Genomic DNA, 26,587 nt, shown 5'->3' on the forward strand with positions numbered 1-26,587 from the left:
TTTTCCTCATCAGCGCTACCGCCCCGGTAAATGGGTCGGCAAGAAACTCGACGTGCTCTGCAGGTAGTCAAAGAACCACCTGATGATGTAACTGAACTGGGGGATCAGCTGCGACTGTTTCCAGTCGGTACTTTGTGAAAAGCCGGTAAAGGTATCCAGGAAAAACAGTATCGCCGAAACGATCAACACGCCGCGCAGTGCGCCGAAACAGACGCCCAGCACCCGGTCGGTGCCTGATAACCCGGTTTTCTCTACCAGTGAGCTAATCACATAGTTAACAATAGCGCCTACGATCAGGGTCGCGATAAACAAGATGGCAATCGCGATGCCGTTTCGCACCAGTTCATCTTCAAAACGAGTGAAGTAGACTGCAAGGTAAGAGTAAAAATGGCTGGCAACAAAAAACGCACATCCCCATGTCACAAGTGACAATGCTTCGCGAACAAACCCTCGGATCAGGCTCACCAGAGCCGAAAATCCAATCACCGCTATAATGACGTAATCAATCCAGACCATGAACTATTCCAATGATGAATCGCCCCTGCATCCATTTCGCGGCGAATTCTAACAGAAAACGTAAACGTTTGCGTAGGGGTTTTCCTACCACGTTACAAATAAAAAACGGCGATAAAAAAATTCCCAATCGCCGCGCCTACATAGGCCATTTCAGCTACGAAAGGCACATTATTTTTAATGATTATATCGGCATCCATCGTTTCAGGGGCACAGCATGCTGTGCCCCCTCATCTTAACGTACGCCGTACGGCTTCACCTGACCGCTCAAACCACTGATCGAGTTCAGCGCGGACAGCGAAGACTGCAGCTTCTGTTTCGAGGCGTCCGGACCGACATAAATCCGGGTGATCTGCCCCTGTACCGGCGTTGACGGCACGGTAAAGGCGCGATAGCCGGACAGCCTGAGCGATGCCACCACCTCATTGACCTTGGCGGCGTTCTTCAGCGCGCCGAGCTGCACCACATAAGCCTGCCCCGCCGGCGCTTTCTCTTCCGCCGGTTTCTGCACAGGTGCAGGCTCAGGCTTGGGTACTGGCGTTGGCTCAGGTTTCACTACCGGCTTCACTTCTACCGGCTTCGGCTGCTGCACCGGTTTTGGCTTCACCTCTACCGGTTTCGGTTTTGGCTGTGGCGTCGGCTGTGGTGTCGGCTGTGGACGGGTTTCGACCGGCGGCGTAACCAACGTCGGCTGCTGCGTCGGCTGGCGAACTGCCTGCTGCGCTGCGGCCTCATTGGCCGCCTGCTGCTCAACCAACGCGCCCGCCCCTTCCGGCGGCTGTGCCGGTAGCGGTTGGCTTACCGGTGGCAGCACGTCGTTTTCTTCCACATCACCGGCCTTTGGCACCAATGGAATGGCGGCGAATTCGTCCTCATAATGCTTCTTTTTACCGTCCAGCAGCCCTGGCAGGATAATCACCCCCAGCGCGACCAAAATAACGGTACCGACCAATCGGTTTTGAAATTTACTTGCCACTCACACTCCCCGCATCTCGTCTAACGCCGCCATAACCTGTGCAACGGTGTGGAACGATCCACAGACGATCACAATATCCTGAATATCTGCGTCCTGCATAGCCTGACGCCAGGCAGTTTCGACATCGGCAAACTGCCGCGGTTCCGTCAAATATTGCGCCAACAGTTCAACGCTGGCCCCGCGCGGCCCGTCCAGCGGTGCGCAATACCACTCATCGACCTGCTCACTCAAACAGGCCAGGGTGCCGGCGATGTCTTTATCCGACAACATCCCTACCACCGCACGCACCTTGCCACCCTTGCGCGGCAAAGTCGCCAGACGCCCGGCCAGATAGCCTGCCGCGTGAGGGTTATGCGCCACGTCGAGGATCAGCGTCGGCTCACGCCGTACAATCTGGAAGCGCCCAGGCAATGTCGCTTGCTGCAGCCCGGTGAAGATCGCCCGCTCATCAATTTCCAATGCAGAAAAATGCAGCGCTGCCAGCGCGGTCGCAGCGTTGGCCAAGGGGACGTTTGGCATCGGCAGGTCGGTCAGCAAAGTGCCGCCGCCTTGCCACTGCCAGCGTTCGCCCTGTTCACTGAAGGTCCAGGCATCGCCACGGCGGTACAGTTGGGCACCCAGGGTTTCCGCTACCTGCCCAATGGTGGCCGGCATATCAGGTTCACCTACCACCGCCGGCTTGCCGCTACGGAAGATACCGGCCTTTTCGCGGCCAATGCTTTCGCGATCGTTGCCCAGCCAGTCGGTATGATCCAGCGCGATGCTGGTCACCACCGCCACGCTCGGATCGACGATATTGGTCGCGTCCAGGCGTCCACCGAGTCCGACTTCCAGGATCACCACGTCAAGCTTAGCCTGTTTAAACAGTTGCAGCGCCGACAGGGTGCCGAATTCGAAGTAGGTCAAAGAAGTTTCACCCCGGCCCGCCTCAATAGCGGCGAACGAACGGCAATGCTCGGCCTCGCTCAGTTCATCGCCCTGAATGCGTACCCGTTCGGTATAACGCACCAGGTGCGGCGAGCTGTAGACGCCAACGCGCAAACCGGCCGCCAACAGGATGGTTTCCAGGGTGCGACAGGTGGTGCCTTTGCCGTTGGTACCGGCAACGGTAAATACCGTCGGTGCAGGAGTGAGTAAATCAAGATGCGCCGCAACGCGCTGTACGCGTTCCAGGCCGAGTTCGATCGCCTGGCTGTGCAGACGTTCCAGATAAAAAAGCCACGAGCTCAATGGCGACGTGGCTTGGGGAATTTGGTGGTTTTGCATGAGTCCCGTCACTGAACTTGGGTTCATTAATCCATCGGGCACCACCCTCACCGCGGTAAAGGCGATGCTCTCCGTTTTCAGCCGTCATTTAGCCACAAAATGGCGGCTGAACCCACACCGACTGATAGCGGTGTGGGTCACTTATTGCCTCAGGCGTCGGCCTGATTTTCCTGCTCAGACACCGGCGCGGCTTCATCGAAATGCGGCTGCGGCTGGTTGGTCAGCTTGGAAAGGATACTCGCCAGGGTCTGGCGCATTTCCGGACGGCGTACAATCATGTCGATCGCGCCTTTTTCAATCAGGAACTCACTGCGCTGGAAGCCCGGCGGCAGCTTTTCACGTACCGTCTGTTCGATAACGCGTGGACCGGCAAAACCGATCAGCGCTTTCGGCTCGGCGATATTGATATCGCCCAGCATCGCCAGACTGGCAGAAACACCACCCATGGTCGGATCGGTCAATACCGAAATGTACGGCAGACCGCGTTCCTGCAGTTTCGCCAGCGCTGCGCTGGTCTTCGCCATCTGCATCAGCGACATCAGCGCTTCCTGCATACGGGCACCGCCACTGGCTGAGAAACACACCAGCGGGCAGTTATCTTCCATCGCCTGCTCAACCGCACGCACAAAGCGCGCACCGACCACGGACGACATGGAACCACCGATAAAGGCAAATTCAAACGAAGCCGCGACAATCGGCATGCCGTACAGCGTGCCCTTCATCACGACCAGCGCGTCTTTTTCACCGGTCGCTTTCTGTGCGGCAACCAGGCGATCTTTATACTTTTTGGAATCCTTGAACTTCAGAACGTCTTTCGGCTCCAGTTCGCTGCCCAGTTCCACTTCACTGCCTTCATCCAGCAGGGTATGCAGACGCATACGCGCAGTCATGCGCATGTGGTGGTCGCATTTCGGGCACACTTCCAGATTACGCTCCAGCTCGGCGCGGTAGAGAACCTGACCGCAGCTATCGCATTTGGTCCAGACCCCTTCAGGAATACTCGCCTTACGGGTTTGGGTGATATTGCTCTTGTTAAGAATTCGTTCAATCCAGCTCATCGATGACCTTTCTGTTTGAACCTGGCAGACGCCAGTCCGCTGTTCATGCTTTAACAATCCCCCCGAAAACACACCAATGAAAAATGCCTGGGCAAAACGCGGCATGCGCGCGAGCAAGGCACAGGTTTCAAGGTTGTTAACAGGAACAGACCATAAATGTCGCTCATTAAACCATATCGGCCCGACTCTGTGGACAAAAAACTGGTCGAACCGACAGGTTAAGCGATGTTTTTACTGTTTTTGCTGGCGGGCAGCCGCGCGCTTATGGCGCCAAATTTCAATGACCCCCGGCAGAATTGAAACAATGATGATACCCACGATCAACAGTTTCAGGTTTTCCTGCACGATCGGCAGATCGCCAAAGAGGTAGCCAGCATAAGTGAAGAGCAGCACCCAAACCAGAGCACCAATCACGTTGTAGGCAGCAAAATGGCGATAGGACATATGCCCCATACCGGCAACAAACGGCGCAAAAGTACGCACGATCGGCACAAATCGCGCCAGGATAATCGTTTTTCCACCGTGTTTTTCATAAAACTGGTGGGTTTTATCCAGGTAGCTGCGGCGGAAAATTTTCGAATTCGGGTTACTGAACAGCTTTTCCCCAAACAGCCGACCTATGGTGTAGTTGACCGCATCCCCGAGTATCGCCGCACCTATCATCAACGCAACCATGGTGTGCACATTCAGATCGTTGGTCGGCAATGCCGCCAGCGCACCGGCAACAAACAGCAGAGAATCGCCCGGCAGGAAAGGCGTCACCACCAGCCCGGTTTCACAAAACAGGATCAGGAACAGAATCGCGTACACCCACATACCGTATTGCGCCACCAGTTCGGCCAGATGCACGTCAATATGCAGAATAAAATCAATCACAAACTTGATAATGTCCATAGGTTCTCTCTTTTACCGGGTGTCTCACCCACCCGGCAGGTACACAAGGGAGTAACGCGTCAAGCGCGCCAGTGTTTATACCCGTCGCCTTTCAAGCTGCAGCGTTGTTACCTGCACTCACTCACCCCAGTTACTTACTCAAGTAAGCGCCTGGGGATGAGTGAGCTGGGCGCCTAGCTGCAGCTTGAAATTCATAGGGCACATTTGTTTAATTGTCGGGTAAAAACAGTGGCCCCATTGCCGGCCGGGGTATGGCAAAGTGCTCAGGGTAATCGACGCTAACCAGGTATAACCCGTCGGCCCGCGCCGTCGCCGCAGCCAGATTTCGATCCTTCAGTGCCAACAACTCGGCCATCCAGTTCTCATCCTGATTGCCGCAGCCAATTTCCATCAGGCTACCGACAATGTTGCGAACCATATGATGTACAAAGGCATTCGCCTTGATATCTACCACAAGATACTCGCCGTAGCGCGTAACCTTAACGTGTTTTACATTACGCCAGGGCGTGCGCGACTGGCATTGTACGGCGCGGAACGAAGTAAAGTCGTTCTCGCCCAGCAGCGCCTGAGCCGCCCTTTCCATCCGTTCGGCATCCAGCGGGTGATAAAAATGGGTCATCCCCTGCTGTAATACCGCCGGGCGGTAGCGGTGGTTATAAATAATGTAGCGATAGCGGCGTGCAGTAGCACTGAAACGCGCATGAAAATCTTCAGCCACGCCGGTCACCCAGCGCACGGCGATATCCGGCGGCAAATGGGTGTTGACCCCCATCGTCCAGGCGGCGTCCTTGCGCTGCGCGGTGGTTTCAAAATGTACCACCTGGCCGGTAGCATGCACCCCGGCGTCGGTACGTCCGGCGCACAGCACGTTGATCGGCGCATTGGCCACCTTGCTCAACGCCTGTTCCAGACAGGCCTGCACGCTGGCCACTTCCTGCTGACGCTGCCAGCCGTAATAATGGCTGCCGTCATATTCAATCCCCAGCGCGATTTTTAAGGTCGGCTGGGTGGGCAAGACAACTTCAGACATCAGTACATCTGCTCCTGCACCAGACGTTCGGCAGTTTCGATCGCCATTAACGCGCCGCCAAAGCGTACGTTATCAGCGACCGACCAGAACTGCAGGATCTCCGGAATGCCGTAGTCATTGCGCAGGCAGCCGACGCTTAACACATCGCTGCCGGAGGCTTCCGTCACCTGGGTCGGGTAGTCGTCTTCTTCACTCAGTTGGATATCGTCCACCTGCTCCAGTTCACCGCGTGCTTCTTCCGCAGACATTGGGCGCAGCGCTTCCAGATGAACCACCTGCGCATGGCCGTAGAATACCGGCGACTGCACACAGCTCACGGAAATCGGCAACCCTTCGTCCTGCAGCACTTTACGTACCTGATCGACAATCAAACGTTCCTCGCGCACGCTGCCCTGTTCATCAGCCAGCAACGGCAACAGGTTGAACGCCAGCTGCTTGGCAAAAACGCCCGCTTCAGCCGGAATGCCGTTCAACAGGCGTGCACTTTGGCCGGCCAGATCGTCGACCGCCACTTTGCCACGTGCCGATACCGACATCAGGGTAGTGACGTGCAGACGGGAAAGCCCGGCCTGCTCGGTCAGAGGTTTGATCGCGGTCAGCAGTTGGCTGACCATGCTGTCGGCCACGGCAACGATATTGCGGTTACGGTAATCTGCCAGCACCTGCGGGTTCACCCCAGGGACCACCAGCGGCACGTCCGGCTCCAGCGCAAACAGGCCGCTGGTGTCGATCACCAGGCAGCCCATGTTGCCGGCTTCTTCCGCGTAGCGGGCCGAGGCCTCGGTACCGGCGACGAAGAACGCCAACTGCGCCTGTGACCAGTCAAATTCTTCCGCTTTTTGTACCAGTACCGATTTACCATTGAAGCGCACCGTAGCACCGGCACCACGAACACTTGCCAAGGGATAGAGTTCGCCCACCGGGAACTGGCGTTCCTGTAATAATTCCAGCAACGCTTCACCTACCGCGCCAGTGGCGCCAAGCAGAGCGATATTCCAGCCGTCAGACATTGGGTTTCTCCAGAGTATTTATTCAAATGCAGATGGGCGGCTACTGCACCGCCCTGATAACAAAATTAGTCGCTGTGGCTTAAGAAAGCCTTATGCCGTCAGGAAACCCAGCTTGTGCAGCAGCTCCGCACTGGCACTGTCATCGCACTGGACGCGCAATGAAGACCACTCGCGGCGTTCCTGATAATGCTTGCGCAGACGATCAAATTCGCCCGGTTGCCCGGCTACTTTGCGCAGCGGCGCATCATCGCGGCGCACATCATACACCAAGTGCATCAATCGTTTTAATTTGCCTTCATCCAGCGGCCCATTGAGCTGGATCTGGCTGAATTCGGGTACCGGCAGCAGCGAGGCCAGCTCGATCTGTTGCGGCTGCCCCAGGTGGCGGCTGAAGGCTTCAAACACCTGAGTGGTGCCGCGCGCCTTGCCTTCCAGCGTGTAACCGGCAATATGCGCGGTGCCGATATCCACCCGCGCCAGCAACGGTAGCGAGAGCTCCGGTTCCGGTTCCCAGACATCCAGCACTGTACTCAGCTTTTTGCCTTTTTCCAGCGCCTGCAGCAGCGCAGCATTATCCACCACCGCACCGCGGCAGGCGTTGATCAGAATACGATTGTCCGGCAGTGCCGCCAGCAGTTCAGCGCCCACCAGGTGCAGCGAGTTATAAGGGCCGGATTTATTCAGCGGCGTATGGAAGGTCAACACGTCGGCTTCCGCCACCAGTTTTTCCAGCGGCCAGAACTCACCGGCATCACCACGTTCGGCACGCGGTGGATCGCATAACAAGGTGCGCACCCCCAGGGCTTTCAGGCGGGCATCCAGACGCGAGCCTACGTTGCCCACGCCGATAATGCCGACGGTTTTATCCCGCAGTTGAAAACCGTCACGTTCGGCCAGCAGCATCAGCGCGGAGAACACATATTCCACCACCGCAATGGCATTACAGCCCGGTGCCGCAGAAAAACCGATGCCCTGCTGTTGCAGCCAGGCATCGTCTACGTGGTCGGTCCCGGCGGTGGCGGTGCCGACAAAACCAATACGGGTACCGGCCAGCAGCGCTTCATTGACTTTCGTCACTGAACGCACCATCAACGCATCGGCATCAGCCAGCGCATCACTCGGGATCGGACGGCCAGGCACCGCCTGCACATTCCCCAAACGACTGAACAATTCAGTCGCGTATGGCATATTTTCATCAACCAGGATTTTCACTTATTGCTCCGACGGTTTACGGCTATTTCGCTGGGAAATAGTGTGCCACCGAATCATGCCCGGCGAAAGCGCTCGGGGGTGGTACCGGCGATTTGCTGAAACATGACAATAAACGCCGAGGCCGAGCTGTACCCTACCTCGAGCGCCACTTCCTGCACGGTTTTTCCCTGTTCCAGTAAGGATACGGCATGCAGGAAACGCAACCGCTGGCGCCATTCGCTGAATGACATCCCCAGATCCTGCTGGCAACGGCGCGACAGCGTACGTTCGGTGGTATAAACCCGGGCAGCCCAGGCGGCGAGCGACGTGTTGTCCGAAGGGCAGTGCTCCAGCGCCTCCAGCACCGGTGCCAGGAATTTGTCTTCGGACGACGGCAGGTAGGTTTGCTGAATCGGCGACAGATGCAGTTGGTCGATCAGTGCCCGGCACAGGCGCAAATCCTGTTTGCTCTGAGGGATATATTGTTTGCGTGCGTAAAAATCTTCGGCAATGGCGCGGAAAATCGGCGTTACGCTGATCAAACAGGGGTCAACCGGCAGCCCGGCGCACAGCGGCAACGCAATATCGACCATGCGGCACTGCGCCAATCGCTGGTTATAACAGGAGTGTTCAATGCCCGCCGGTGCCCACAGCACAAACTCCGGCGGAGCCAAAAAACGCTGGCCGCCGATGCGCAGCACCATCACACCGGCCTTGACCCACATCAACTGCCCCCAACTGTGCTGGTGTGGCTGAAACTCCGTACGGGCGTTGAACTCCTCGCAGCGGAATTGCACCGGCCGTGGCGCCGGGATCAGCGCTTCGGGATAATGACGAATTTCTGGCATGGTTTCGCCCCGTGACTTGTCTTGTTTAGGGAAAATATTGTCTGGATATCGCTATATATAATAAACCGGACACGAGTAAACTAGCCAGCATGTCCGTTGTTAATGAGAATAATTATCATGAATATGCTGTTCCCTCTGCTGGCGGTGTTGATTTGGTCAATCAATGCCGTGGTCAGCAAGCTCTCCGCCACCGCCATCGATCCGGCAGCCATCTCCTTCTACCGCTGGCTGCTGGCGTTGATCGCTCTGACGCCTTTCGTCCTGCCAGGGGTGATCCGTCACTGGGGGGCAATACGCGCCAACTGGTGGAAGCTGCTGGTTCTCGGCATGTTGGGCATGGTGCTGTATCAGAGCCTGGCCTATTACGCGGCACAGAGCGTCAGCGCGCTGTTTATGGGGATTATTGTTTCCCTGATCCCGTTACTGACCATTCTGATCAGTATTGTGTTATTGCGGGTAGCACCGACGGTGGGCATTGCGATCGGCAGCCTGTTGTCGCTGGCTGGCTTAATCTGGCTGGTGAGCGCCGGTAACCCGGCCGAATTGTTGCAACATGGAATCGGCAAAGGCGAGTTGATGATGTTTGCCGCCACCGCCGCCTATGCGCTGTATGGCGTGCTGACCAAGCGCTGGGCGATCGCCCTGCCAAATTGGCAGTCATTGTATGTACAGATCGTCTTCGGCGTAGTGTTGCTGTTGCCTAATTTTCTGATGGCGCAGGACGTCGCGCTGACCAGCCAGAATATCCCGCTGGTGCTGTTCGCCGGTATCCCGGCCTCGATCATTGCACCTTACCTGTGGATCCACGGCGTAATGCGTCTGGGTGCCAATACCGCGTCGATCTTTATGAATCTGGCACCGGTATTTACCGCTATCATTGCGGTGCTGTTCCTGCATGAACATCTGCACAGTTACCATTTGATCGGCGGCGGCATCACCCTGCTGGGGGTGATCCTGTCGCAGCGCCTGCGCACGCCGCTGGCACGCAAGGCAAAACAAACCGCAGAGTGTGAAAGCTAAGGCAGCAGTTGAAAGCGCACCCGCACCAGCAGGCCTCCCAGGGTGGCCGAGGTCAACAGCTCCGGGCGGGTGCCGTGATAACGGGTAATGTCGCTGACCAGCGCCAGCCCCAGGCCGGCACCGGGCTGATTGCCCACGTTATCCAGCCGATGAAACGGCTGCAGCGCCTGCGCCGTGTCCTGTTCGGCAATGCCTGGGCCGCTGTCTTCAATTTCCAGCACGCACTCCCGTGCCAACGTATCCATGGTGAGTCGTGCCGTGACCGTACCCTGATTCGGGGTGTATTTCAGCGCATTGTCCAGCAGGTTGGCACACAGTTCAGTCAGCAGCAACGCCTCCCCACCGACCCAACAGACGGATTCCCCCTCATACCCCAGATCGATACGTTTACTGCGCGCCTGTGGCAGCCGTGAAAAACAGGCATCGCGCAGCACCTGCGCCAGATTCACCGGCTGCAACTGGCGATCCGCCTGGTGTTCATGGGCTTTGAGCCTGGAGAGATAAAGCAGACGATCGGTCAGCGCCACCGTGTTATCCAGCGTAGCGCTCATCGCTAACAGGCTTTCCCGCCACTGCTGCGGTTTATCGCTGGCCAGCGCGACCCCCACCTGAGTCTTTAGCACGGTTAACGGCGTGCGAAGCTGGTGCGAAGCGTCGGCACTGAAACGTTCCTGACGCGCCACCATCAGCCGCAGCCGTTCAATATAACGGTTAAATGCCAATAGCAGTGGCTGCATTTCCGACCAGGGCAACACCATCGGCAAGGGCGTCAGTTCACCCGGATCGCGCCGCAGCATGATGCCGGAAAGCTTGCGCATCGGTTTCAGCACCCGCTTGAGCAGCGCAAAGGCCAGGATCATGGTCAACACCACCACGGTACCCTGGCTGAGCAACGCGGAAAGCATCATTTGCCGCGCCAGATAGCGGCGTGACTCCAGCGTTTCCGCCACCAGAATGGTCGCCATGCCCATCACGCCAGACTCGTTGATCGGCTGGTACAGCGCAGCCACGCGAATAGGTCGGCCGCGATATTCGGCATCATAGAAATGCACCAGCGCTGGATACAGGCTGGAACGCAGAATATGGGGCGGCATCGGCGGCAGATCGTTATAGCCAGAAATACTTTCCCCCAGCGGGGAGATCACTTCGTAATACAGCTGATCGTTCATGTTGCGCTCGAAGCTGTCGAGGACCACATAGGGTACATCCGCTTCCAGCCGACCATTGCGCACCACCAGCCGCTCCGCCACGGTACGCGCCGATGCTAGCAGCGTGCGATCGTAGGCCAGCGTGGCAGCATTCATCGCGCTGAAGTAGTGGGTATAAATCGAGATGCCGCCCAACACCAGCAACGGTAAACCAAAGAATAACAACAGTTGATAAAACAGCGATCTCGGCGCGTTAAACCACCTCATTGCTGAGCTCCAGGCTGTAGCCCAGACCACGCAGGGTGATTATTGCCACATTGCTGCCCTGCAGCTTTTTCCGCAGCCGATGAACGTACAGTTCGATGCTCTCCGGATTGGCCTCATCGGACAGGGTAAACACCTGTTCAAACAGCTGCTGTTTGGCAACCGGTCGGCCACGCCGGTGGATCAACGCGGTCAGCACCGCCAGTTCCCGTGGCGTCAACTGCAAGGGTTTGTCGTCCAGTTGGAAATAGCCTTCATCATGATAGGTCAGCGCCCCGTACTGCAGCGCCTGTTGAGTGACGCCGACGCTGCGGCGCAGCAACGCCCGGATACGCGCTTCCAGCTCATCCAGCTCGAACGGCTTGGTCAGGTAATCGTCTGCGCCCAGATTCAGCCCTTTGACCCGATCGGCGACGTCGGTTCTGGCCGTCAGTAACAACACCGGTAAATCCTGTCCGCGCTTGCGCAGCCGGGCCAGCAGCTCCAGCCCATTCAGGCGCGGCAACGCCACGTCGAGCACCACCAGCGCATAGGTTTCGTTTAATAACAGATGGTCGGCCGCCAGCCCGTCCGGCGCGACGTCGACGGCAAAACCGACGCCGGTCAGCGCCTTTTGCAACCAGTGAGATAACTCGGGATGGTCTTCAACCAATAACAGACGCATTTTTCCATTCCATTGATTTATCTATACCTACAGGCCAGATGCGGTGCCGAGGGACCCGGCTCTGGTCAGTGGTTAATTAACATATTGATAACCGAAGGATGGCACGTAAGACCGGGGGATAGAAGGGTTATGCCGAGCCAGTTTTGGGAGCTGGGGCACAATTGTGACACGGAATAAACGCTGGCCAGTCGGCGCAGCCGTCTATTCCGTGGGCGGGCTATTATTTTCCGCTTTCGGCCAGGGCAATATCCAACACCGGCTGCAATTTGGTTGGGGTGAATGGCGGTGACACCAGCACCGAGCGATTATGGGCGGCAAAAACAATATCAATGCCGGTAATACAGGCCGTCATTGGGCAAACGTATTTATCGCCTTTTTCAGTAGAAAAATGCAGTTCAAAAACGCCAATCTCCGGTCGCAGGCGTTTCAGCCGACACTCTCCTGCCCCTCCGGACATCTCGGCATACGCCGACGGTAACATTTTAATAGCTCTTACTTTATCGCTATCCCTGCCACCGAATAATTTCCCTAATAAAAACATAATCCCGCACCCGTCATAATTTTAGTTTTAGGCATTTTATCTCAAAAAAACCTCGGCAAAACTGATAATACACAGGTTTTAAGCAAGGTTTACGGGCTGTAATTATCACAGGGCATGTGTTAGCGCAACAGCCGCCCCGTAAACACCGCTGTTTTGCCCCTAACAGGAGATGCGTATCACATCCCGTAAACTTTTCCGCGGGTTGAAAGGTAAATGAAAGGTTGTTGATTTAACAATCCAGCAACCCGTATCGGCGGGGATCGACACCGACTGAAAAAATACCTTGGGGAAAGCAATGAAAAAAATAATCACCCGCACTCTGACCGCTACCGCCCTGCTGCTGGCAACCCATCAGGCCTTTGCCATTGAAGCACCGAAACGTACCGAATGTATCGCCCCTGCCAAGCCCGGCGGTGGGTTTGACCTGACCTGCAAGCTGATTCAGGTCTCGCTGCAGGAAACCAAAGCCATCGATAAACCGATGCGCGTCACCTACATGCCCGGCGGCGTTGGCGCGGTGGCCTATAACGCCATTGTCGCCCAGCGTCCGGCGGAATTCGGCACCGTGGTCGCCTTCTCCGGCGGCTCATTGCTGAACCTGTCACAAGGGAAATTTGGCCGTTACAACGTCGACGACGTGAAATGGCTGGCCGCCGTCGGTACTGATTACGGCATGATCGCGGTCCGCGCCGACTCGCCGTACAAAACCCTGAAAGACCTGATGGATGCCTTCCAAAAAGATCCGAACAGCGTGGTGTTCGGCGCAGGTGCCTCTATCGGCAGCCAGGACTGGATGAAAACCGCCCTGCTGGCGCGTGAGGTCGGGATCGATCCTCACAAGATGCGTTACGTGGCATTCGAAGGCGGCGGCGAACCGGTTACCGCCCTGCTCGGCAACCACATTCAGGCAGTTTCCGGTGATTTGAGCGAAATGGTGCCCTACCTGCAGGGCGACAAAATCCGCGTACTGGCGGTATATGCCGATCAGCGTCTGCCGGGTCAGTTAGCCAATGTACCGACAGCCAAAGAACAAGGGTTCAATCTGGTTTGGCCGGTTATCCGCGGTTTCTACCTTGGCCCGAAGGTCAGTGAAGAGGAATACCAATGGTGGCTCGACACCTTCCAGAAAATGGCGGCGACCGATGAGTTCAAAAAACAGCGCGATCTGCGTGGCCTGTTTGAATTCAACCTGGCCGGCAAGGAACTGGATGCCTACGTGAAAACCCAGGTCAATCAGTACCGCGAACAGGCCAAAATTTTCGGCCTGGCCAAGTAACCGGGGGCATACCATGAGCGATCGCATTTTTGCCGGTTTCTGGCTGCTGCTGTGTATCGGCGGCCTGTTTATCGGCTGGGGTATCCAGAGCGAATACAGTTACGAGCCCCTGGGGCCACGTCCCTTCCCGCTGGCGATCCTCAGCCTGATGGCGCTGTGCGCAGCCCTGCTGCTGCTGAACAAACCTCAGGTAGTTGAATGGCCACATAACAAGGTCATGCAACGCCTGCTGGTGCTGGTGATTACCCTGGTGCTGTACGCCTGGGGCTTCGAGTGGCTGGGCTTTCCGCTGGCGACGACATTGTTGACCTTCAGCATTGGCCTGCTGTTCCAGGCCAGCCTGAAGGCAGCATTGGTGTCCGGCGTGGTGATGGGCGTGGCGCTGTATTACGCCTTTGACCGCTTACTTGATGTGACACTGCCACTCGGCGTTTGGCTGAGCTAACGGGGGCGATGATGGAAACCTGGATGTATTTATCTCAAGGGTTCGAGGTGGCATTGGTGCCACAGAACCTGATTATTGCCCTGATCGGCTGCTTCGTTGGCACCATTGTCGGCCTGCTGCCGGGGTTGGGGCCGATCAACGGCGTGGCTATTTTGCTGCCGCTGGCGTTCGCCCTCAAACTGCCGGCCGAGTCCGCGCTGATCCTGTTGGCGACGGTGTATATCGGCTGCGAGTACGGCGGTCGTATCTCCTCGATACTGCTTAACGTACCGGGTGACGCGGCGGCCATCATGACCGCGCTGGACGGCTACCCGATGGCGCAGCAAGGCCGTGCCGGTGTGGCACTGTCGATCTCGGCAGTCAGCTCTTTTGTCGGTTCGATGATCGCCATCGGCGGGATTATCCTGTTCGCCCCACTGCTGGCACGCTGGTCACTGGCGTTCGGCCCGGCGGAGTACTTTGCCCTGATGGTGTTCGCCATCGCCTGCCTGGGCAGCATGATGAGCCAGAACCCGCTGAAGTCGCTGCTGGCGGCGCTGATTGGCCTGGGGCTGGCGACGGTCGGGGTGGATGCCAACACCGGAGTTTACCGCTTCACCTTCGACAGTGTTCATCTCTCCGACGGCGTGCAGTTCATCGTGGTGGTGATTGGCCTGTTCTCGGTCAGTGAAATCCTGTTGATGCTGGAAAGCACCAGCGGCGGACAAAAGCTGGTGCGCAAAACCGGCCGCCTGCTGTTCAACCGTAAGGAAGCCGCCCAGTGCGTTGGCCCAACCTTGCGTTCTTCGGTGATTGGTTTCTTCGTCGGCATTCTGCCGGGCGCAGGTGCCACCATCGCCAGTGCGCTCACCTACATGACCGAAAAGAAAATCAGCGGTAACAGCGACACCTTCGGTAAAGGGGATATTCGCGGCGTGGCAGCGCCAGAGGCCGCCAATAACGCCTCAGCCTGCGGCTCGTTTATTCCGATGCTGACGCTGGGCGTGCCGGGTTCCGGTACCACGGCGGTGATGATGGGCGCGCTGACGCTGTATAACATCACGCCTGGCCCGGCGATGTTCACCGAACAACCGGATATTGTCTGGGGCCTGATCGCCGCATTGTTGATTGCCAACGTGATCTTGTTGATCATGAACCTGCCGCTGGTCGGCCTGTTCACCCGCATGCTGACCATTCCGCTGTGGTTCCTGGTCCCGGCGATTGCCGCGGTGTCTGCGGTCGGCGTTTATGCAGTGCACAGCACCACCTTTGACCTGCTGTTGATGGTCGGGCTGGGGGTGTTTGGCTATATTCTGAGGAAAATGCACTTCCCAATGTCGCCGTTGATTTTGGGCTTCGTATTAGGGGAGATGCTGGAGCAGAACCTGCGCCGCGCGCTGTCGATCAGCAACGGGGAGTTTGGCATTTTGTGGAGCAGCAGCATCGCGCAAACCTTGCTGGTGCTGGCGGTGTCCGTGCTGGTGCTGCCGCCACTGCTGCGCATCGTACGCAAACGCCGCCAAAGGGCGGAAGCGGCCAAGGCCGAGTAAGCCAAAGGGCGGGGTGTTTACCCCGCCCTTGGTTTGATGACAAAGTTGTCTTTGAACCCTAGATACTCGGGCCTAGCGCACCGAGGGGCGCTCCGGCAGCTAAAGCTGCTACGACCCCTTCGGCACGCTCTCCCTAATAACGAGCTTTGTCAGCCGTCTGAGGGTGAGTGATTTCCGCCCTTTATCTACTGCAAGAAACAACATCCTAAAGCCTGAGGCATTGTTTTTGAGTAACAAATCACGCCTCAGCCGTCTTGCTCTTCAACATCAGCACCCCGCCCATCACCAGCGCGCTACCCAGCAACTGCAACTGATTCATGTTTTCCCCCAGCAGGAAATAGGCGATCACCGCCGTAAACACCAGCTCCAGCGACAAAATCAGGTTGGCCACCGCCAGCGGCAAGGTTTTCAGACTGATGTTGTACAAACCAAACCCCAACAGCGTCGGCCCGGCGGCCAGGGTCAGCAACAACAGCCAGCCACGCCACTCAATGCCCTGAACGCCGTGGGACAGGAACCACAAAGAACCGGTCATGCCGTGGAACGCCGCCAGCGGGTAGAACGTCAACGCGGCGTTGAACAGCCACTGGTAGATGGCCGAAAAGCCGAACACGTACAAGATGGTATTCCACACTGGATAATGACGCTCCGTCGCGACCCGCCCGCCCAGCGTGTAGAGGGTATAACCGATACCGGACAGCATACCGACCAGCAGCCCCAGCAGGTTAAAATGGCTGTTGCCCATGCTGTCACCGTTGCTGACCAGGAAACAGCCGCCCAGACTGACCACAATCACCACCAACTGACGCAGGTTCAGGCGCTCGCTGTAGATCATCCAACCGAGAAAGACGGTAAAGCCTACCGAACAGTAAGTCAGAATGGTCGCCACCGACGCGCCGTTCAGCGCCACCGACAACGTCCACAGGCTGTTGAATACCGCCAGCAGCAGGCCATAGCAGGCATAAAAGGGGATCTGCGAACGCCGTAAATGCGCCCACTCGGGCTTAAACAGCAACAACGCCGGCAATAAAACCAGCGCCACCAACGCCGCTCGCCAAAAGGCCAGCACAAAGGTCGGCAGGTGATAATACTGCGTCAGCACGCGGATAATAATGGCGGTAAAAGCCAGCAACATGGCGCTGATAATGGCAATCACATAACCCTGACTGCTGCCCTGTAAAATACCCGCGCCGGGGAAAACCGGCCTGGCTGAAACACCCGATGGTAATGACATGACACCCTCAAAAAATGGCGGTAATAGACTCAGGCTGAGATTCTAACGCCGCGCGATTTTGCCGCCAGAGCCACTTTCCCCCAATGTTATACAGGCCACTTTTATCCGCTTGAAGGCCTGCTGCTATGGGGTATAGTAAAAATCATCACCGTTAACCGAGCCAATTTCGCATGCATATTCCATTAGACCGCCAGCAGGACGTCCCGCTGTATCTGCAAATTGAAGAAGCGCTGCGGCGGGCGATCCTGAGCGGCGTGTTTGTCGATGGCGATAAGCTGCCTTCCACCCGTACGCTGGCGAGCGAACTGGCCGTCAGCCGGTTGACGGTAGATAACGCCTATGCCGAACTGGCGGCCAAAGGCTTCTTGCGCCAACGGCGCGGCAGCGGTGCCTATGTCCAGCACCCGCTGCCACAACCCGCTCAACCGCGCCCCAGCACCGACACAGCTTTCCCGACGGAACGTTTCACCACCCTGACCTCACGGCTGGATGGCTACCCCGATATCCCGCTGCCGGACAACATCATCAACTTTGCCGCCGGTGTCGGTAGCCCGAAGGTTTTCCCTCAGGAAGAATTCCGCAAGATATTGCTGTCAGTACTCAGCCGCCATGCGGAAGAGGCTTTCAGCTATGGCGAATACTGTGGCTACTACCCGCTGCGCGATACGCTGGGGCGGATCCTCACCGCGCAGGGCATTCCGACCCATGCAGAACAATTGCTGATCACCAACGGTTCGCAGCACGCCATCAGCCTGATTGTGCAAAGCCTGCTGGAGCCGGGCGATACGGTGATCGTCGAACAGCCGACCTACGCCGAAGCGCTGGGGCTGCTGCGCCTGCACCGCATCAATATCGTCACTGTCCCCAGCGATCGGCACGGCATGCTGGTTGAACAGTTGCCTGCCCTGCTGGAAAAACATCGCCCGAAGCTGATTTACACCATTCCCAATTTCCATAATCCCACCGGACGCTGCATGAGCGAAGCCCGCCGTCGACGCCTGTTGGCACTGGCCCAGCGCGCAGGGGTGGTGATCCTGGAGGACGATTTTGTCGGCGATCTGCGCTACAACGGCAAGCAGTTGCCCTCGCTGCGGGCACTGGCGCAGCCGGGTGCGGTGATTTACGTCAGCACTTTTTCCAAAATGCTGTTACCCAGTATGCGCATCGGCTATTTGGTGGCGGACAGCGAACATTATCAGCGCATCGCCCGGCTGAAACACGTCGACAGCTTTACCAGTTCCAACCTGATCCAGCGGGCGCTGGACGCCTTCGTCACCATAGGTCGCTACGACAAACAGTTGCGGCGCGCCGGGCGGATCTATCGCCAACACCGGGACGTGATGGTGGCGGCTTTGCAGCAACAACTGCCGCCAGGCTGCCAGTTTGAAACACCGGAGGGCGGGCTGTTTATCTGGCTGACGCTGCCTGCGACCGTTAACACCGAAGCCCTGATGCCGGTGGCCTGGCGACAGGGTGTGACTTTTGCGCGCGGAGAATGTTTTTATGCCGAGGAACAGCGTGGCACGCACGGCCTGCGATTGAATTTCGCCGCCAATACGCCGCTGCTGATTGAGGAAGGTATCGCCCGGCTGTGCCGGGCGATTAGTCAGGTGATGGCGTCAGAATAAGCCGCTGATTACAGCCCGGCCCACCACAGCCGCAGCTTCATGCCCCAGTAGCTGGTCCACCCAGTCGTGCTCTGCACCACCTGGCCTTTGGAGATGATCACCAGCGTCGGGGTGACGCCGATTTGCCACTGCGCCGACAGCTCGCCACGCGGATCATTCACCACCGGCAAGGTCACCCGTTTGCCCGCCAGCCACTGCGCTACCTGACTGTCGTCGCCGGAGCGCAGCGCTACGGTCAACACGTTATCCCCCTCGCCAACCAGTCTGGCGACATAGGGGGTGGTGAAGCGGCAAACACCGCACCAACTGGCCCAGAAATAGACCAGCAACGGCTTATCCTGACTGAGCTGCGCCAGCGACACCTGTTCACCGTTCAGCGTCGTCAGAACCTGCGAGTCGAAGGCTGCCGGTGCCTGCGGTGCGCGCAGCCAGTCCATCCCGAACGCCGCCACCAGGACGATCAGCAGCAGGATCAGCAGTTCGCGCGTCCAACGTCGCAGCCTAGCCATTTTTGACCTTCGCCAATTGTTGTTTCACCATCGTTTCCAGCTCCTCGTAAGACACGGCCCCCGGCAGCATCTGGTCACCAATCAGCGTCGCCGGCGTCCCCTGCACGCCCAGTTGCTCCGCCAGTTCCATGTTAGTGCGCAGCGTGGTCATGCTTACCTCGCTGGGGGCTACGGCTTTCACCCCGGTTTTCTGCTGTGCGGCGGCAATGCTGGCGGTGTCGTGGAAACCTTTCTTCGCCATCAGCCGCTGGTGCAACGCCCAGAACTGGTCAGGATGCTGCTGCCAGGTAGTCAAGGCCACGCGTGCCGAACTGACCGAGCTTTCCCCTTTGAACGGCAACAGTTTCACCACCAACGCCACATCCGGGTTCTCTTTAACGATTTTTTCCAGCATCGGATCAAAACGCTTGCAGTACGGGCAGTTGTAATCGGTAAAGGTTACCAGCGTCAGTTTGGCATTGGCTGCCCCCAGACGCGGACTGGCCGGGTCTTCATACAGGGTTTTGGCGTTTTGCTTAATCGCCTGGCTGATTTGTTGGCCGGCGGTTTGCTGCTGCCAGGCATCAACCGCCTGCGCCAGAATATCCGGGTTCGACACCAGGGTTTCGCGGATCAGCTCTTTAATACGCACTTCCTGCTCCGGGGTAAAAGGGGCGGCGGCCCAAACAGGGGTGGCGATCAACATCAGTAAAATCATTAGCTTTTTCATTGTGAGTTTCCTTTGGCGGCGGACAGAGTTTGCAATACGGCATCGCGGGTCAATAGCGGGGACAACACCACGCCATCTCGGCTGCTGGGGCCATAAATTTGATTAAAGGGCACGGCGACGCTGCCGCGTTGTTGCAGGAAGGCGCTAATTTCAGCCGATGGACGGCTCCAGTCCCCCCGCAGGGCAACAACGTCCTCAGCGCTCAGCGCCTTTTGCACGTCATCGCGCAGCAGTACGTTGAATTTGTTGGCTTTACAGGTTACACACCAGTCGGCAGTAACGTCGACAAACACCCGCTTGTTCTGGGCCAGCGCCTGGGTGATCGCCTCTTCGCTCAGCGGCTGCCAGGCTACATTGTCTTGCAGCGGCTGACGCCACAGCCCGGCGGTCAGCGAACCGGCCAATAGCACCACTCCGACCAGTACCAGGGTCCCGGCAGCCAGCTTGGCCGCCAGACGAATGCCATGTTGCCAGCCGACCGCCAGCAACAGGGCCAGCAGAGCGATAACCCCCACCACCAGCGTCGGCATCCCGCCGATATGGTTGGCCATCAGGCTTAGCAGCCACAGCGAAGAAGCCAGCATCAGCAGGCCCATCACCAGGCGCAGACTGTTCATCCAGCGCCCAGGGCGAGGTAGACGCAGCGCCAGCGCCGGCCAGGCGGCAATCAGCAGCCAGGGCAGGCTCATGCCGATGCCCAGCGCGACAAACATACCCCACAACACCGGCAACGGCGCGGCCAGGGCAAATGCCACCGCGGTACCCAGGAAAGGTGCGGAGCACGGCGTCGCCAGCAAAGTGGCAAAAGCGCCCTGCCAAAAATGGCCGCCCAGACCACGGCCGTTATGGGTCGCCAGTTTGGTGTTCAGCGAAGAGGAAAGCTGCAGATGGAACAGGCCGAACAGGTTGGCGCTGAATAACAGCGTCACCAACACCATAAAGCCGATAAACCACGGGTTTTGGAACTGGATACCCCAGCCAAGCGCCTGATTGCTCAACCGCAGCAGCGTCATCAGCAAGGCCAGCGCCATAAACGACGCTACAATGCCGAACGACGAGGCCAGAAATTGCAGCCGAATGCTGTGTCGGTCGCGCTGTTCGACCTGCAAAATCGAACCCAGTTTGATGCCCAACACCGGCAGCACGCAGGGCATCAGGTTGAGGATCAGCCCACCGAGCAGCGCCATCAGGACCGCCTGCCACAGCGAGAAACTCGTCGCAATCGGTGAGGCCAACGGCCCGCCAATCGGCAGAGTCACCTGTTGCGCCACGCCACCGTCACCGATCACCAACGTCAGAGTTTTGCCGCGTAAATCCGCTGCGCTGTCACCCCAGCCATCGCTGACCGGCACCCGCGCGAACATCTGTGAACCCTCACTGCTGACCTTCGGCTTGCCGAGGTCGGCATCTTCCAACGTATCGAAGAACAGCTCAGGCTGCTGCCAACCGGCGGTTCGCTCGGCGCTGATCTGCAGCTCCCCGTTCTGATAGCCGGCTTTAATGCTCTCCACCAGCCCATCAGCAATGGGTACCTGCCCCATCGCCTGGGCAAAGTCATGGGTAAACTGCGCGTCTGACGGCGCGCCAAGATCCAGACTGAACGGATAGTCGGTCAAGATGCAGACGTTGCTGCAGGTAGAAAGCGTCAGGGTGCCCGCCAACTGACGCGGCACCGCGCCTTTCATTACCATCGGCAACTCAACCCGGTCGTGATAACCCTGGGTAGAAATACCGGCAACGTCAAAACGCTGCGGCGTCGGCCAGTACCAGGTCGCCGGCGGTGGATTGCCCTGCCAGGTGATGGCCGGTGCAATACCGCCTTCCCCCGGCGAACGCCAATAGGTTTTCCAGCCTTTTTGCAGCTCTATGCCCAGCAGCAAACGGGTTTCCCCATTGTGCGAAGTGTCGGCACGCAGCCGCACCTTGGCGTGATCGTTAGTCGGACTTTGTAGCCAGCCGCTGTCCGCCGCCTGCAAAGCAGGTAGCCACAGCAGTAACAGGCAGGCTAATGCCGACCTGATGATATTCAACATGTTTTTTCTCCATAAATAAGCCAATCACCAAAACAGACGGGTGATTAACTCATTCACGGAACACGCATAATCGCAGATGTACCCTGAGGGTGGTGGGGGAAATAACTCTGGGAGGGGGAATGCGCAGACGCGCGGCCACGGTGGGTGCCAACAGCACCAATAACAGACCCAGGCCGAACAGCAGGGTTTCGAACATCACCGGCGGCGAGGCCAACAACGATTTGGCACTCAGTTCGCAGGGCGTGGGTTGCAATTCGGCGGTGTCATCGGCGGGGGATTGTGCGGCGCTGGCGGCAGGCAGACCCGTCACTTGCTGCAACGCATGCAGGCTCGCCATGCGCTGAGTCATGCAGGTCAATACGACCAGGCAAGCCAGGCATAAAAACCATTTTGCAATCCGCTGCTGTTTAACCATGCCGTCCTCAATTCCAAGTCTGCGCTTATCTTAGCGGCGCAGACGCGTTTAGCAATGTTTTGCCTGTAAAGAAATGTCTGACGGCGGTATTGATGACGGCCATTTACAGGTATCATAAGCACAATCCTGCGCTTTTCGCCGGGTATGACGATTTTCTACACAGCGAAGGACAGGTGATATGCAACCTTTGAGTGGTCCGGGCACCCCGATCGCCAACGATCGTTCCCCGAGCCCGGACAAAACCACAGCCACTGACGGTAGTCCGCTCTCCCCGGCACAACGCACGACGCTGGAGAAGCTGGTCGTCAAGATCATGGCGCTCAGCCCGGCCAAGTCCGCTGAGATTTGGGTCACGCTGCGCCATGACCTGCAGACGGACAACAACAGCGAACTGCTGGCACGCCATTTCCAACCGGCCGAGCAACTGTTGCAAAACCGTCTGGCACAGGTGCAACAAAGCCATGCCAGCCGCCAACTGTTGCAGCAGCTTACCGAACTGTTGCCACAGGGCAATAACCGCCTGGCCGTCAGCGACTTTATTCGCCAGCAGTTTGGCCATACGGTGCTGAGCCAGTTGAGCCATCCGCAGTTAGAACAGGTACTGAACCTGTTGCAGACCCGCAGCCTGGCCATTCCTCAGCCGCAGCAAACCACCACCAGCGATCGCCCGCTGCTGCCTGCCGAGCACCAGAGCCTGCAACAGCAGGTGACCAAGCTCAGCGCCGCCACCGGCGAATCACCAGTCAAGATCTGGCAGACGCTGTTTGACCTGAGTGGGGTAAAAACCAACGATCCGCTGCCTGCCCGCCACTTCCAACTGCTGAACCAGTTTTTGCAGGTGAAGGTCGCGCTGAGTCCACAGACTGCACCCACGCTGAACAACCTGTTGGCCGTGCTCAAACAGCCTGCAGACTCGCAGGAGCAACAGCAGTTGAATGACTACTGCCAGTCACGTTTTCACTGCAATGCCAGCGCACCGCTGACCCATCCGCAGATGAGCGATATTATCAACCAGCTGTTTGCGCGCCGTCTGGAAAAGACCGGCCCGGCACAGCCGCTGTCCGGCAGCCATGCCGAACCGCAGCCATTGCTCAACCCACTGATTGCCGCCCTGCCCCAACCGCTGCAAAAAGCGCTGAGCAAGCCGGCCGTGGCCTTTATCCTGTTTGTTCTGGTGCTGGCCCTGGTATTGGCGCTGGTGTTTTAACCCCTCAGGCGCAGCCGCAGTCTTCTCCAATAGCACTTCCCTGCAGCGAGCCCGGCTGTTCACCGGTGGCCAATGGATGGCCATCGCGTAGCCAGAAGTCCAACCCGCCAATCAACTCCTTCACCCGAAATCCTTGCAGCGCCAGCTTGTACGCCCCCTTGGTGGAGCCGTTGCAGCCAATGCCATCGCAATAAGTGACATAGACTTTATCGCGCGCCAGATGCGCCGTACCGGCCTCGTCCATCAGGCGATGGGGCAAACTGATGGCACCAGGAATATGTCCGGCCGCGTACAGGGCTTCCGCACGGGTATCGATCACCAGGATCTCACTGACGCCGTTGCGCAGATCTTCTGCCACGTCCCACGCATCTGCGTAATAACTCAGCTTCGCGGCCAGATAATCCAGACTCTGCGCCGCCGTCCCCGGTGGAAAGGCCAAAACCAATGAAGATACCGCCATGGAATTCACTCCTGTTAATAAACACTGATGACAATATTGCCTGATTTTGGTCTTATAATTGATACCCATTTTCGCCCATTGATAAGTCCCATTATGGCCAACGCACTGCTCACGCTTTTTCACCTGCCGGAATACGCCAAGGGTACCTTGCGTGAGCGCGTATGCGGCACGCTGCGCCGGGCTATCCATAACGGGACGTTGATCAGCGGGCAACGTTTGCCCTCATCCAGAGTACTGGCGGCAGATTTAGCGGTCTCACGCGTGACCGCCGAGGCGGCCTACGGCCAACTTGAGGCCGAGGGCTATCTGCAGCGCCGGGTGGGTCAAGGCACCTTCGTGGCGGCTGGCATCGTCAAATCAGTGCCTGTAGCCAAAGTCAGCGGCGAGCCGCGTCTGTCACTGCGCGGCCGACAGATCGTACAAACCGGGGGCTGTCGCGATCCCCAACGGCCCTTGCCCTTTGCCGCCGGTTCGCCGGATCTCCGCGCCTTCCCGCTAAAACTGTGGAAACAGCTCACCGCCCGGCAGTTACGCCTGCGGGGCGAAACCCTGATGCGCTATGGCGATCCACAGGGTTATCTGCCGTTACGCGAGGCGATTGCCGGTTATGTCAGCCAAACGCGCGGCGTTAATTGCGATGCTCAACAAGTGCTGGTACTGACCAGTTCGCAGCAGGCCCTGCAGTTGATTGCCACCCTGCTGTTGGATCAGGGTGACAAGGTTTGGCTGGAGGAGCCCGGTTATCGCGGAGCCAGGAACGCCTTTACCAGTGCTGGCGCCGAGCTGGTACCGGTCAGCGTTGATAAGGCAGGGATGCGGCCGGATGAACAACTGCCGACACCACGGCTGATTTACCTGACGCCTTCGCACCAATACCCTACCGGCGTGGCGCTCAGTCTGGCACGCCGGCTCGAGCTGTTGGCATTGGCACAACGCCAGCGGGCCTGGATTATTGAAGACGATTATGACAGCGAATTTCACTACGACGGCCAGCCCATGCCAGCAATGCAAGGGTTGGACCGGCACGGCAACGTGCTTTATCTGGGCACCTTTTCCAAGGTGTTGTTTCCCTCACTGAGGCTGGCCTATTTGGTGGTGCCCCCTGCGTTGGTGGAACCCTTTACCACCGCACGCACGGTTTACGACGGCCACAGCGCCCAACTGATGCAGGCGGTCACCGCCGAGTTTATCCAGCAAGGGCATTTTGCCGCTCATATCCGCTATATGCGTCAGTTGTACCGCAGTCGTCGTGACCGGTTATTGGAGGAGGTGCAGGAAAAGCTGGGGCATTTTGCCACCCCACAACCGGCAAGTGGCGGATTGCAACTCAGCGTTTGGCTGCCGCCCGGTCAGGAGGAGGCTCTCTCCCATCAGGCGCAACGCCTGGGTGTCGTGACGCCAGGGCTGGCAGCGCAGTATCTAATGCCAGCCGAGCGGCGCGACGGTTGGCTGTTGGGCTTTTCTGCCCTGACACCGGGTGAAATCCGTGCCGCTATCGAACGGCTGGCACAGATTTCCCCCGTTTAAACTGACAACGCCGTTTGCGATTAAATTACTGCTCGGTCAGGCGCAGTTCGGCAACCACCGGCAGGTGATCGCTGACCGCCGGCCAGTGAATGCCATTCCAGTCGCCGCTGGCGTTCGGCACCGTCAGGCTGTCCAGGTGCCAGCGTTGGGCATTGCCGCTAAAGATGTAGTCGACCTTGATTTCGGCGTTTTCCGCCGGCCAACTGCGGCCATCTTGTGCACTGGGCATGATGTCGTTCCAGTAACGGCCCAGTTCGGTCCAGGTGACGCTGCCAGGGACGTCGTTCATATCACCAAACAACAGCTTGATACCACGCATCTCGATAGTGCGATCGTTCAACTCACGCACCTGCTCCAAACGCATGGCCGGATCTTCTTTAGTATCCAAATGAGTGTTGATCAGCGTAATTGACGCCGGAAATTCGGGCACGTCGGTCTGAGCACTGAAGGCAATGCGCTGTTCACGCTGACCGGAGGGTAGCGGATAGATTTTGCTGTCATGCAGCGGGTATTTTGACAGGAACGCCAGACCATATTCACCGCCGTCAAAGTCAATCGCGCGCCCAAAGACCACGTGCATGCCGGTCAGCTTGGCCAACTCTTCAGCCTGATCCAATTTACCGCTGCGGCCGGTCAGCTTGTCCACTTCCTGCAGCGCCACCACGTCGACGTTCATCGCCTTGATCGCCTTGGCGATGGCGGTCATGTCACTGACCTTACCGGCGGCAATATTGAAGCTGGCGACGCGGATCTTCGGTGCCTGCTCCAGGCTATAGGTTTTGTTCTTCAGGCCGCCGAGCGCGCTGGCTACTTCGCGGCTATTGGCGTTGCTGTTGGCATGGCCGCCGTCGGTAGAAGACCAGGCGGTCTGAGATATTCCCAGGGATAACAAAGTAATAAGCAAAGCCTGACGTGAGCGCATGAATTCTCCTTTTAAGGTTAAGATTTTTGTTGGGGCACCCGCTCCCCACAGCTAACAACGATTTTGCCGCAGTTACCCGCGACTATTTCCTAGTTGTGCCGCTATTTTTTTATTCTGCGCGGCGTCTCGCATTCCGACAGCCGAAGTATTGCACCATTGGACAACCGGCTGATTTAGCATTAAAACCGATAGACCGTTTACCGAGAGGAACCCGCTTGACTGCTCCCCGCCCTAAAGGGCGATGATTCCCACTTCACTGAGTCGAACCTA

At 57.8% G+C, this 26,587-nt stretch carries 26 protein-coding genes; 7 read left to right on the forward strand and 19 right to left on the reverse strand.

Annotated elements, in window-relative coordinates; translation table 11 throughout:
- Positions 1–15 precede the first annotated feature (15 nt).
- From cvpA to BEI65_RS00425, 9 genes are all read right to left on the reverse strand, one after another.
- Complete coding sequence (gene cvpA / locus BEI65_RS00385) at positions 16–516, reverse strand: colicin V production protein (RefSeq protein ID WP_012146043.1); 501 nt, start codon at positions 514–516, stop codon at positions 16–18.
- A gap of 232 nt (positions 517–748) precedes the next feature.
- Positions 749–1,489 carry a cell division protein DedD gene (dedD, locus tag BEI65_RS00390; protein WP_099061623.1) on the reverse strand — a complete coding sequence of 247 codons (741 nt, stop codon included), beginning with the start codon at positions 1,487–1,489 and terminating at the stop codon, positions 749–751.
- Positions 1,490–2,755: a bifunctional tetrahydrofolate synthase/dihydrofolate synthase gene (gene folC / locus BEI65_RS00395; protein WP_099061624.1), complete on the reverse strand. Its 1,266-nt coding sequence runs from the start codon at positions 2,753–2,755 to the stop codon at positions 1,490–1,492.
- Positions 2,756–2,904: 149 nt separating this feature from the next.
- Positions 2,905–3,813 carry an acetyl-CoA carboxylase, carboxyltransferase subunit beta gene (accD, locus tag BEI65_RS00400; protein WP_099061625.1) on the reverse strand — a complete coding sequence of 303 codons (909 nt, stop codon included), beginning with the start codon at positions 3,811–3,813 and terminating at the stop codon, positions 2,905–2,907.
- A gap of 231 nt (positions 3,814–4,044) precedes the next feature.
- The gene (locus BEI65_RS00405; protein WP_085117828.1) at positions 4,045–4,707 is read right to left on the reverse strand and encodes a DedA family protein; all 663 of its coding nucleotides are present in this window, start codon (positions 4,705–4,707) and stop codon (positions 4,045–4,047) included.
- A gap of 208 nt (positions 4,708–4,915) precedes the next feature.
- Positions 4,916–5,737 (reverse strand): tRNA pseudouridine(38-40) synthase TruA, encoded by an 822-nt coding sequence (gene truA, locus BEI65_RS00410; protein ID WP_085117830.1) that lies wholly within the window; start codon positions 5,735–5,737, stop codon positions 4,916–4,918.
- On the reverse strand, positions 5,737–6,747 hold the full coding sequence (locus tag BEI65_RS00415; protein ID WP_099061626.1) for an aspartate-semialdehyde dehydrogenase: 1,011 nt from the start codon (positions 6,745–6,747) through the stop codon (positions 5,737–5,739). Before BEI65_RS00415 ends, truA begins: the two co-directional genes overlap by 1 nt.
- 90 nt (positions 6,748–6,837) lie before the next feature.
- On the reverse strand, positions 6,838–7,959 hold the full coding sequence (gene pdxB, locus BEI65_RS00420; protein WP_099061627.1) for a 4-phosphoerythronate dehydrogenase PdxB: 1,122 nt from the start codon (positions 7,957–7,959) through the stop codon (positions 6,838–6,840).
- Between the two features lie 53 nt (positions 7,960–8,012).
- On the reverse strand, positions 8,013–8,786 hold the full coding sequence (locus tag BEI65_RS00425; RefSeq protein WP_099061628.1) for a helix-turn-helix domain-containing protein: 774 nt from the start codon (positions 8,784–8,786) through the stop codon (positions 8,013–8,015).
- Positions 8,787–8,903: 117 nt separating this feature from the next.
- Between BEI65_RS00425 and BEI65_RS00430 the strand changes: the two genes are divergently transcribed.
- Positions 8,904–9,806 (forward strand): DMT family transporter, encoded by a 903-nt coding sequence (locus BEI65_RS00430; RefSeq protein WP_099061629.1) that lies wholly within the window; start codon positions 8,904–8,906, stop codon positions 9,804–9,806.
- Here BEI65_RS00430 and BEI65_RS00435 read toward each other — a convergent pair.
- The 3 genes from BEI65_RS00435 to BEI65_RS00445 all read right to left on the reverse strand — a co-directional run bounded on the left by BEI65_RS00435 (position 9,803) and on the right by BEI65_RS00445 (position 12,423).
- Positions 9,803–11,221 carry a sensor histidine kinase gene (locus BEI65_RS00435; protein ID WP_099061630.1) on the reverse strand — a complete coding sequence of 473 codons (1,419 nt, stop codon included), beginning with the start codon at positions 11,219–11,221 and terminating at the stop codon, positions 9,803–9,805. The two genes, BEI65_RS00430 and BEI65_RS00435, sit on opposite strands and share 4 nt — an antisense overlap.
- Entirely contained in the window at positions 11,208–11,882 is a 675-nt protein-coding gene (gene tctD, locus BEI65_RS00440) for a transcriptional regulator TctD (protein WP_099061631.1), read from the reverse strand. Before tctD ends, BEI65_RS00435 begins: the two co-directional genes overlap by 14 nt.
- A gap of 220 nt (positions 11,883–12,102) precedes the next feature.
- Positions 12,103–12,423: a hypothetical protein gene (locus BEI65_RS00445; protein WP_099061632.1), complete on the reverse strand. Its 321-nt coding sequence runs from the start codon at positions 12,421–12,423 to the stop codon at positions 12,103–12,105.
- 295 nt (positions 12,424–12,718) lie between these two features.
- Here BEI65_RS00445 and BEI65_RS00450 point away from each other — a divergent pair, with 295 nt between their 5' ends.
- The 3 genes from BEI65_RS00450 to BEI65_RS00460 are packed head-to-tail and all read left to right on the forward strand — an operon-like array spanning position 12,719 to position 15,673.
- Positions 12,719–13,699, forward strand: coding sequence for a tripartite tricarboxylate transporter substrate binding protein (locus BEI65_RS00450; RefSeq protein ID WP_099061633.1), 981 nt, complete (start codon positions 12,719–12,721; stop codon positions 13,697–13,699).
- A 13-nt stretch (positions 13,700–13,712) separates the two neighbouring features.
- Positions 13,713–14,144, forward strand: a complete 432-nt coding sequence (locus BEI65_RS00455) for a tripartite tricarboxylate transporter TctB family protein (protein WP_012146057.1) — start codon at positions 13,713–13,715, stop codon at positions 14,142–14,144.
- A gap of 11 nt (positions 14,145–14,155) precedes the next feature.
- A complete protein-coding gene (locus BEI65_RS00460; protein WP_085117845.1) occupies positions 14,156–15,673 on the forward strand; it encodes a tripartite tricarboxylate transporter permease in 1,518 nt (505 codons plus the stop codon).
- A 238-nt stretch (positions 15,674–15,911) separates the two neighbouring features.
- Here the strand turns inward: BEI65_RS00460 and BEI65_RS00465 are convergent, their stop codons facing one another.
- The gene (locus tag BEI65_RS00465; RefSeq protein ID WP_099061634.1) at positions 15,912–16,907 is read right to left on the reverse strand and encodes a DMT family transporter; all 996 of its coding nucleotides are present in this window, start codon (positions 16,905–16,907) and stop codon (positions 15,912–15,914) included.
- A gap of 170 nt (positions 16,908–17,077) precedes the next feature.
- Here BEI65_RS00465 and BEI65_RS00470 point away from each other — a divergent pair, with 170 nt between their 5' ends.
- Entirely contained in the window at positions 17,078–18,535 is a 1,458-nt protein-coding gene (locus BEI65_RS00470; protein ID WP_099061635.1) for a PLP-dependent aminotransferase family protein, read from the forward strand.
- Positions 18,536–18,543: 8 nt separating this feature from the next.
- On the opposite strand, the gene BEI65_RS00475 is transcribed toward BEI65_RS00470, so the two are convergent.
- Genes BEI65_RS00475 through BEI65_RS00490 form a run of 4 tightly spaced genes read right to left on the reverse strand, consistent with a single transcriptional unit; the run spans position 18,544 to position 22,201 of the window.
- Positions 18,544–19,044, reverse strand: a complete 501-nt coding sequence (locus tag BEI65_RS00475) for a protein disulfide oxidoreductase (RefSeq protein ID WP_099061636.1) — start codon at positions 19,042–19,044, stop codon at positions 18,544–18,546.
- Positions 19,037–19,753 (reverse strand): DsbA family protein, encoded by a 717-nt coding sequence (locus tag BEI65_RS00480; protein ID WP_099061637.1) that lies wholly within the window; start codon positions 19,751–19,753, stop codon positions 19,037–19,039. Before BEI65_RS00480 ends, BEI65_RS00475 begins: the two co-directional genes overlap by 8 nt.
- Positions 19,750–21,786 (reverse strand): protein-disulfide reductase DsbD, encoded by a 2,037-nt coding sequence (locus tag BEI65_RS00485; RefSeq protein ID WP_099061638.1) that lies wholly within the window; start codon positions 21,784–21,786, stop codon positions 19,750–19,752. Before BEI65_RS00485 ends, BEI65_RS00480 begins: the two co-directional genes overlap by 4 nt.
- Positions 21,787–21,835: 49 nt before the next feature.
- Positions 21,836–22,201 (reverse strand): copper resistance protein, encoded by a 366-nt coding sequence (locus BEI65_RS00490; RefSeq protein WP_099061639.1) that lies wholly within the window; start codon positions 22,199–22,201, stop codon positions 21,836–21,838.
- Between the two features lie 178 nt (positions 22,202–22,379).
- Here BEI65_RS00490 and flk point away from each other — a divergent pair, with 178 nt between their 5' ends.
- Positions 22,380–23,408 carry a flagella biosynthesis regulator Flk gene (gene flk, locus BEI65_RS00495; RefSeq protein WP_085117864.1) on the forward strand — a complete coding sequence of 343 codons (1,029 nt, stop codon included), beginning with the start codon at positions 22,380–22,382 and terminating at the stop codon, positions 23,406–23,408.
- Between the two features lie 4 nt (positions 23,409–23,412).
- Here the strand turns inward: flk and BEI65_RS00500 are convergent, their stop codons facing one another.
- A complete protein-coding gene (locus tag BEI65_RS00500) occupies positions 23,413–23,868 on the reverse strand; it encodes a rhodanese-like domain-containing protein (protein WP_099061640.1) in 456 nt (151 codons plus the stop codon).
- A 93-nt stretch (positions 23,869–23,961) separates the two neighbouring features.
- Here BEI65_RS00500 and BEI65_RS00505 point away from each other — a divergent pair, with 93 nt between their 5' ends.
- Positions 23,962–25,395 carry a PLP-dependent aminotransferase family protein gene (locus BEI65_RS00505; RefSeq protein ID WP_369804719.1) on the forward strand — a complete coding sequence of 478 codons (1,434 nt, stop codon included), beginning with the start codon at positions 23,962–23,964 and terminating at the stop codon, positions 25,393–25,395.
- A 25-nt stretch (positions 25,396–25,420) separates the two neighbouring features.
- Here BEI65_RS00505 and BEI65_RS00510 read toward each other — a convergent pair whose 3' ends face one another.
- A complete protein-coding gene (locus BEI65_RS00510) occupies positions 25,421–26,317 on the reverse strand; it encodes an endonuclease/exonuclease/phosphatase family protein (RefSeq protein ID WP_099061642.1) in 897 nt (298 codons plus the stop codon).
- Between the last annotated feature and the right edge of the window lie 270 nt (positions 26,318–26,587).

The sequence above is a fragment of the Serratia sp. BW106 genome, assembly GCF_002607755.1.
GTDB classification, from domain to species: domain Bacteria; phylum Pseudomonadota; class Gammaproteobacteria; order Enterobacterales; family Enterobacteriaceae; genus Serratia; species Serratia proteamaculans.

What these genes read in the sequence shown, in the direction of transcription:
- cvpA (WP_012146043.1), bottom strand. Translation starts at nt 516, where the DNA reads ATGGTCTGGATTGATTACGTCATTATAGCGGTGATTGGATTTTCGGCT.
- folC (WP_099061624.1), bottom strand. Translation starts at nt 2,755, where the DNA reads ATGCAAAACCACCAAATTCCCCAAGCCACGTCGCCATTGAGCTCGTGG.
- accD (WP_099061625.1), bottom strand. Translation starts at nt 3,813, where the DNA reads ATGAGCTGGATTGAACGAATTCTTAACAAGAGCAATATCACCCAAACC.
- BEI65_RS00405 (WP_085117828.1), bottom strand. Translation starts at nt 4,707, where the DNA reads ATGGACATTATCAAGTTTGTGATTGATTTTATTCTGCATATTGACGTG.
- truA (WP_085117830.1), bottom strand. Translation starts at nt 5,737, where the DNA reads ATGTCTGAAGTTGTCTTGCCCACCCAGCCGACCTTAAAAATCGCGCTG.
- BEI65_RS00415 (WP_099061626.1), bottom strand. Translation starts at nt 6,747, where the DNA reads ATGTCTGACGGCTGGAATATCGCTCTGCTTGGCGCCACTGGCGCGGTA.
- BEI65_RS00425 (WP_099061628.1), bottom strand. Translation starts at nt 8,786, where the DNA reads ATGCCAGAAATTCGTCATTATCCCGAAGCGCTGATCCCGGCGCCACGG.
- BEI65_RS00430 (WP_099061629.1), top strand. Translation starts at nt 8,904, where the DNA reads ATGAATATGCTGTTCCCTCTGCTGGCGGTGTTGATTTGGTCAATCAAT.
- BEI65_RS00435 (WP_099061630.1), bottom strand. Translation starts at nt 11,221, where the DNA reads ATGAGGTGGTTTAACGCGCCGAGATCGCTGTTTTATCAACTGTTGTTA.
- tctD (WP_099061631.1), bottom strand. Translation starts at nt 11,882, where the DNA reads ATGCGTCTGTTATTGGTTGAAGACCATCCCGAGTTATCTCACTGGTTG.
- BEI65_RS00445 (WP_099061632.1), bottom strand. Translation starts at nt 12,423, where the DNA reads ATGTTTTTATTAGGGAAATTATTCGGTGGCAGGGATAGCGATAAAGTA.
- BEI65_RS00450 (WP_099061633.1), top strand. Translation starts at nt 12,719, where the DNA reads ATGAAAAAAATAATCACCCGCACTCTGACCGCTACCGCCCTGCTGCTG.
- BEI65_RS00455 (WP_012146057.1), top strand. Translation starts at nt 13,713, where the DNA reads ATGAGCGATCGCATTTTTGCCGGTTTCTGGCTGCTGCTGTGTATCGGC.
- BEI65_RS00460 (WP_085117845.1), top strand. Translation starts at nt 14,156, where the DNA reads ATGGAAACCTGGATGTATTTATCTCAAGGGTTCGAGGTGGCATTGGTG.
- BEI65_RS00465 (WP_099061634.1), bottom strand. Translation starts at nt 16,907, where the DNA reads ATGTCATTACCATCGGGTGTTTCAGCCAGGCCGGTTTTCCCCGGCGCG.
- BEI65_RS00470 (WP_099061635.1), top strand. Translation starts at nt 17,078, where the DNA reads ATGCATATTCCATTAGACCGCCAGCAGGACGTCCCGCTGTATCTGCAA.
- BEI65_RS00475 (WP_099061636.1), bottom strand. Translation starts at nt 19,044, where the DNA reads ATGGCTAGGCTGCGACGTTGGACGCGCGAACTGCTGATCCTGCTGCTG.
- BEI65_RS00480 (WP_099061637.1), bottom strand. Translation starts at nt 19,753, where the DNA reads ATGAAAAAGCTAATGATTTTACTGATGTTGATCGCCACCCCTGTTTGG.
- BEI65_RS00485 (WP_099061638.1), bottom strand. Translation starts at nt 21,786, where the DNA reads ATGTTGAATATCATCAGGTCGGCATTAGCCTGCCTGTTACTGCTGTGG.
- BEI65_RS00490 (WP_099061639.1), bottom strand. Translation starts at nt 22,201, where the DNA reads ATGGTTAAACAGCAGCGGATTGCAAAATGGTTTTTATGCCTGGCTTGC.
- flk (WP_085117864.1), top strand. Translation starts at nt 22,380, where the DNA reads ATGCAACCTTTGAGTGGTCCGGGCACCCCGATCGCCAACGATCGTTCC.
- BEI65_RS00500 (WP_099061640.1), bottom strand. Translation starts at nt 23,868, where the DNA reads ATGGCGGTATCTTCATTGGTTTTGGCCTTTCCACCGGGGACGGCGGCG.
- BEI65_RS00505 (WP_369804719.1), top strand. Translation starts at nt 23,962, where the DNA reads ATGGCCAACGCACTGCTCACGCTTTTTCACCTGCCGGAATACGCCAAG.
- BEI65_RS00510 (WP_099061642.1), bottom strand. Translation starts at nt 26,317, where the DNA reads ATGCGCTCACGTCAGGCTTTGCTTATTACTTTGTTATCCCTGGGAATA.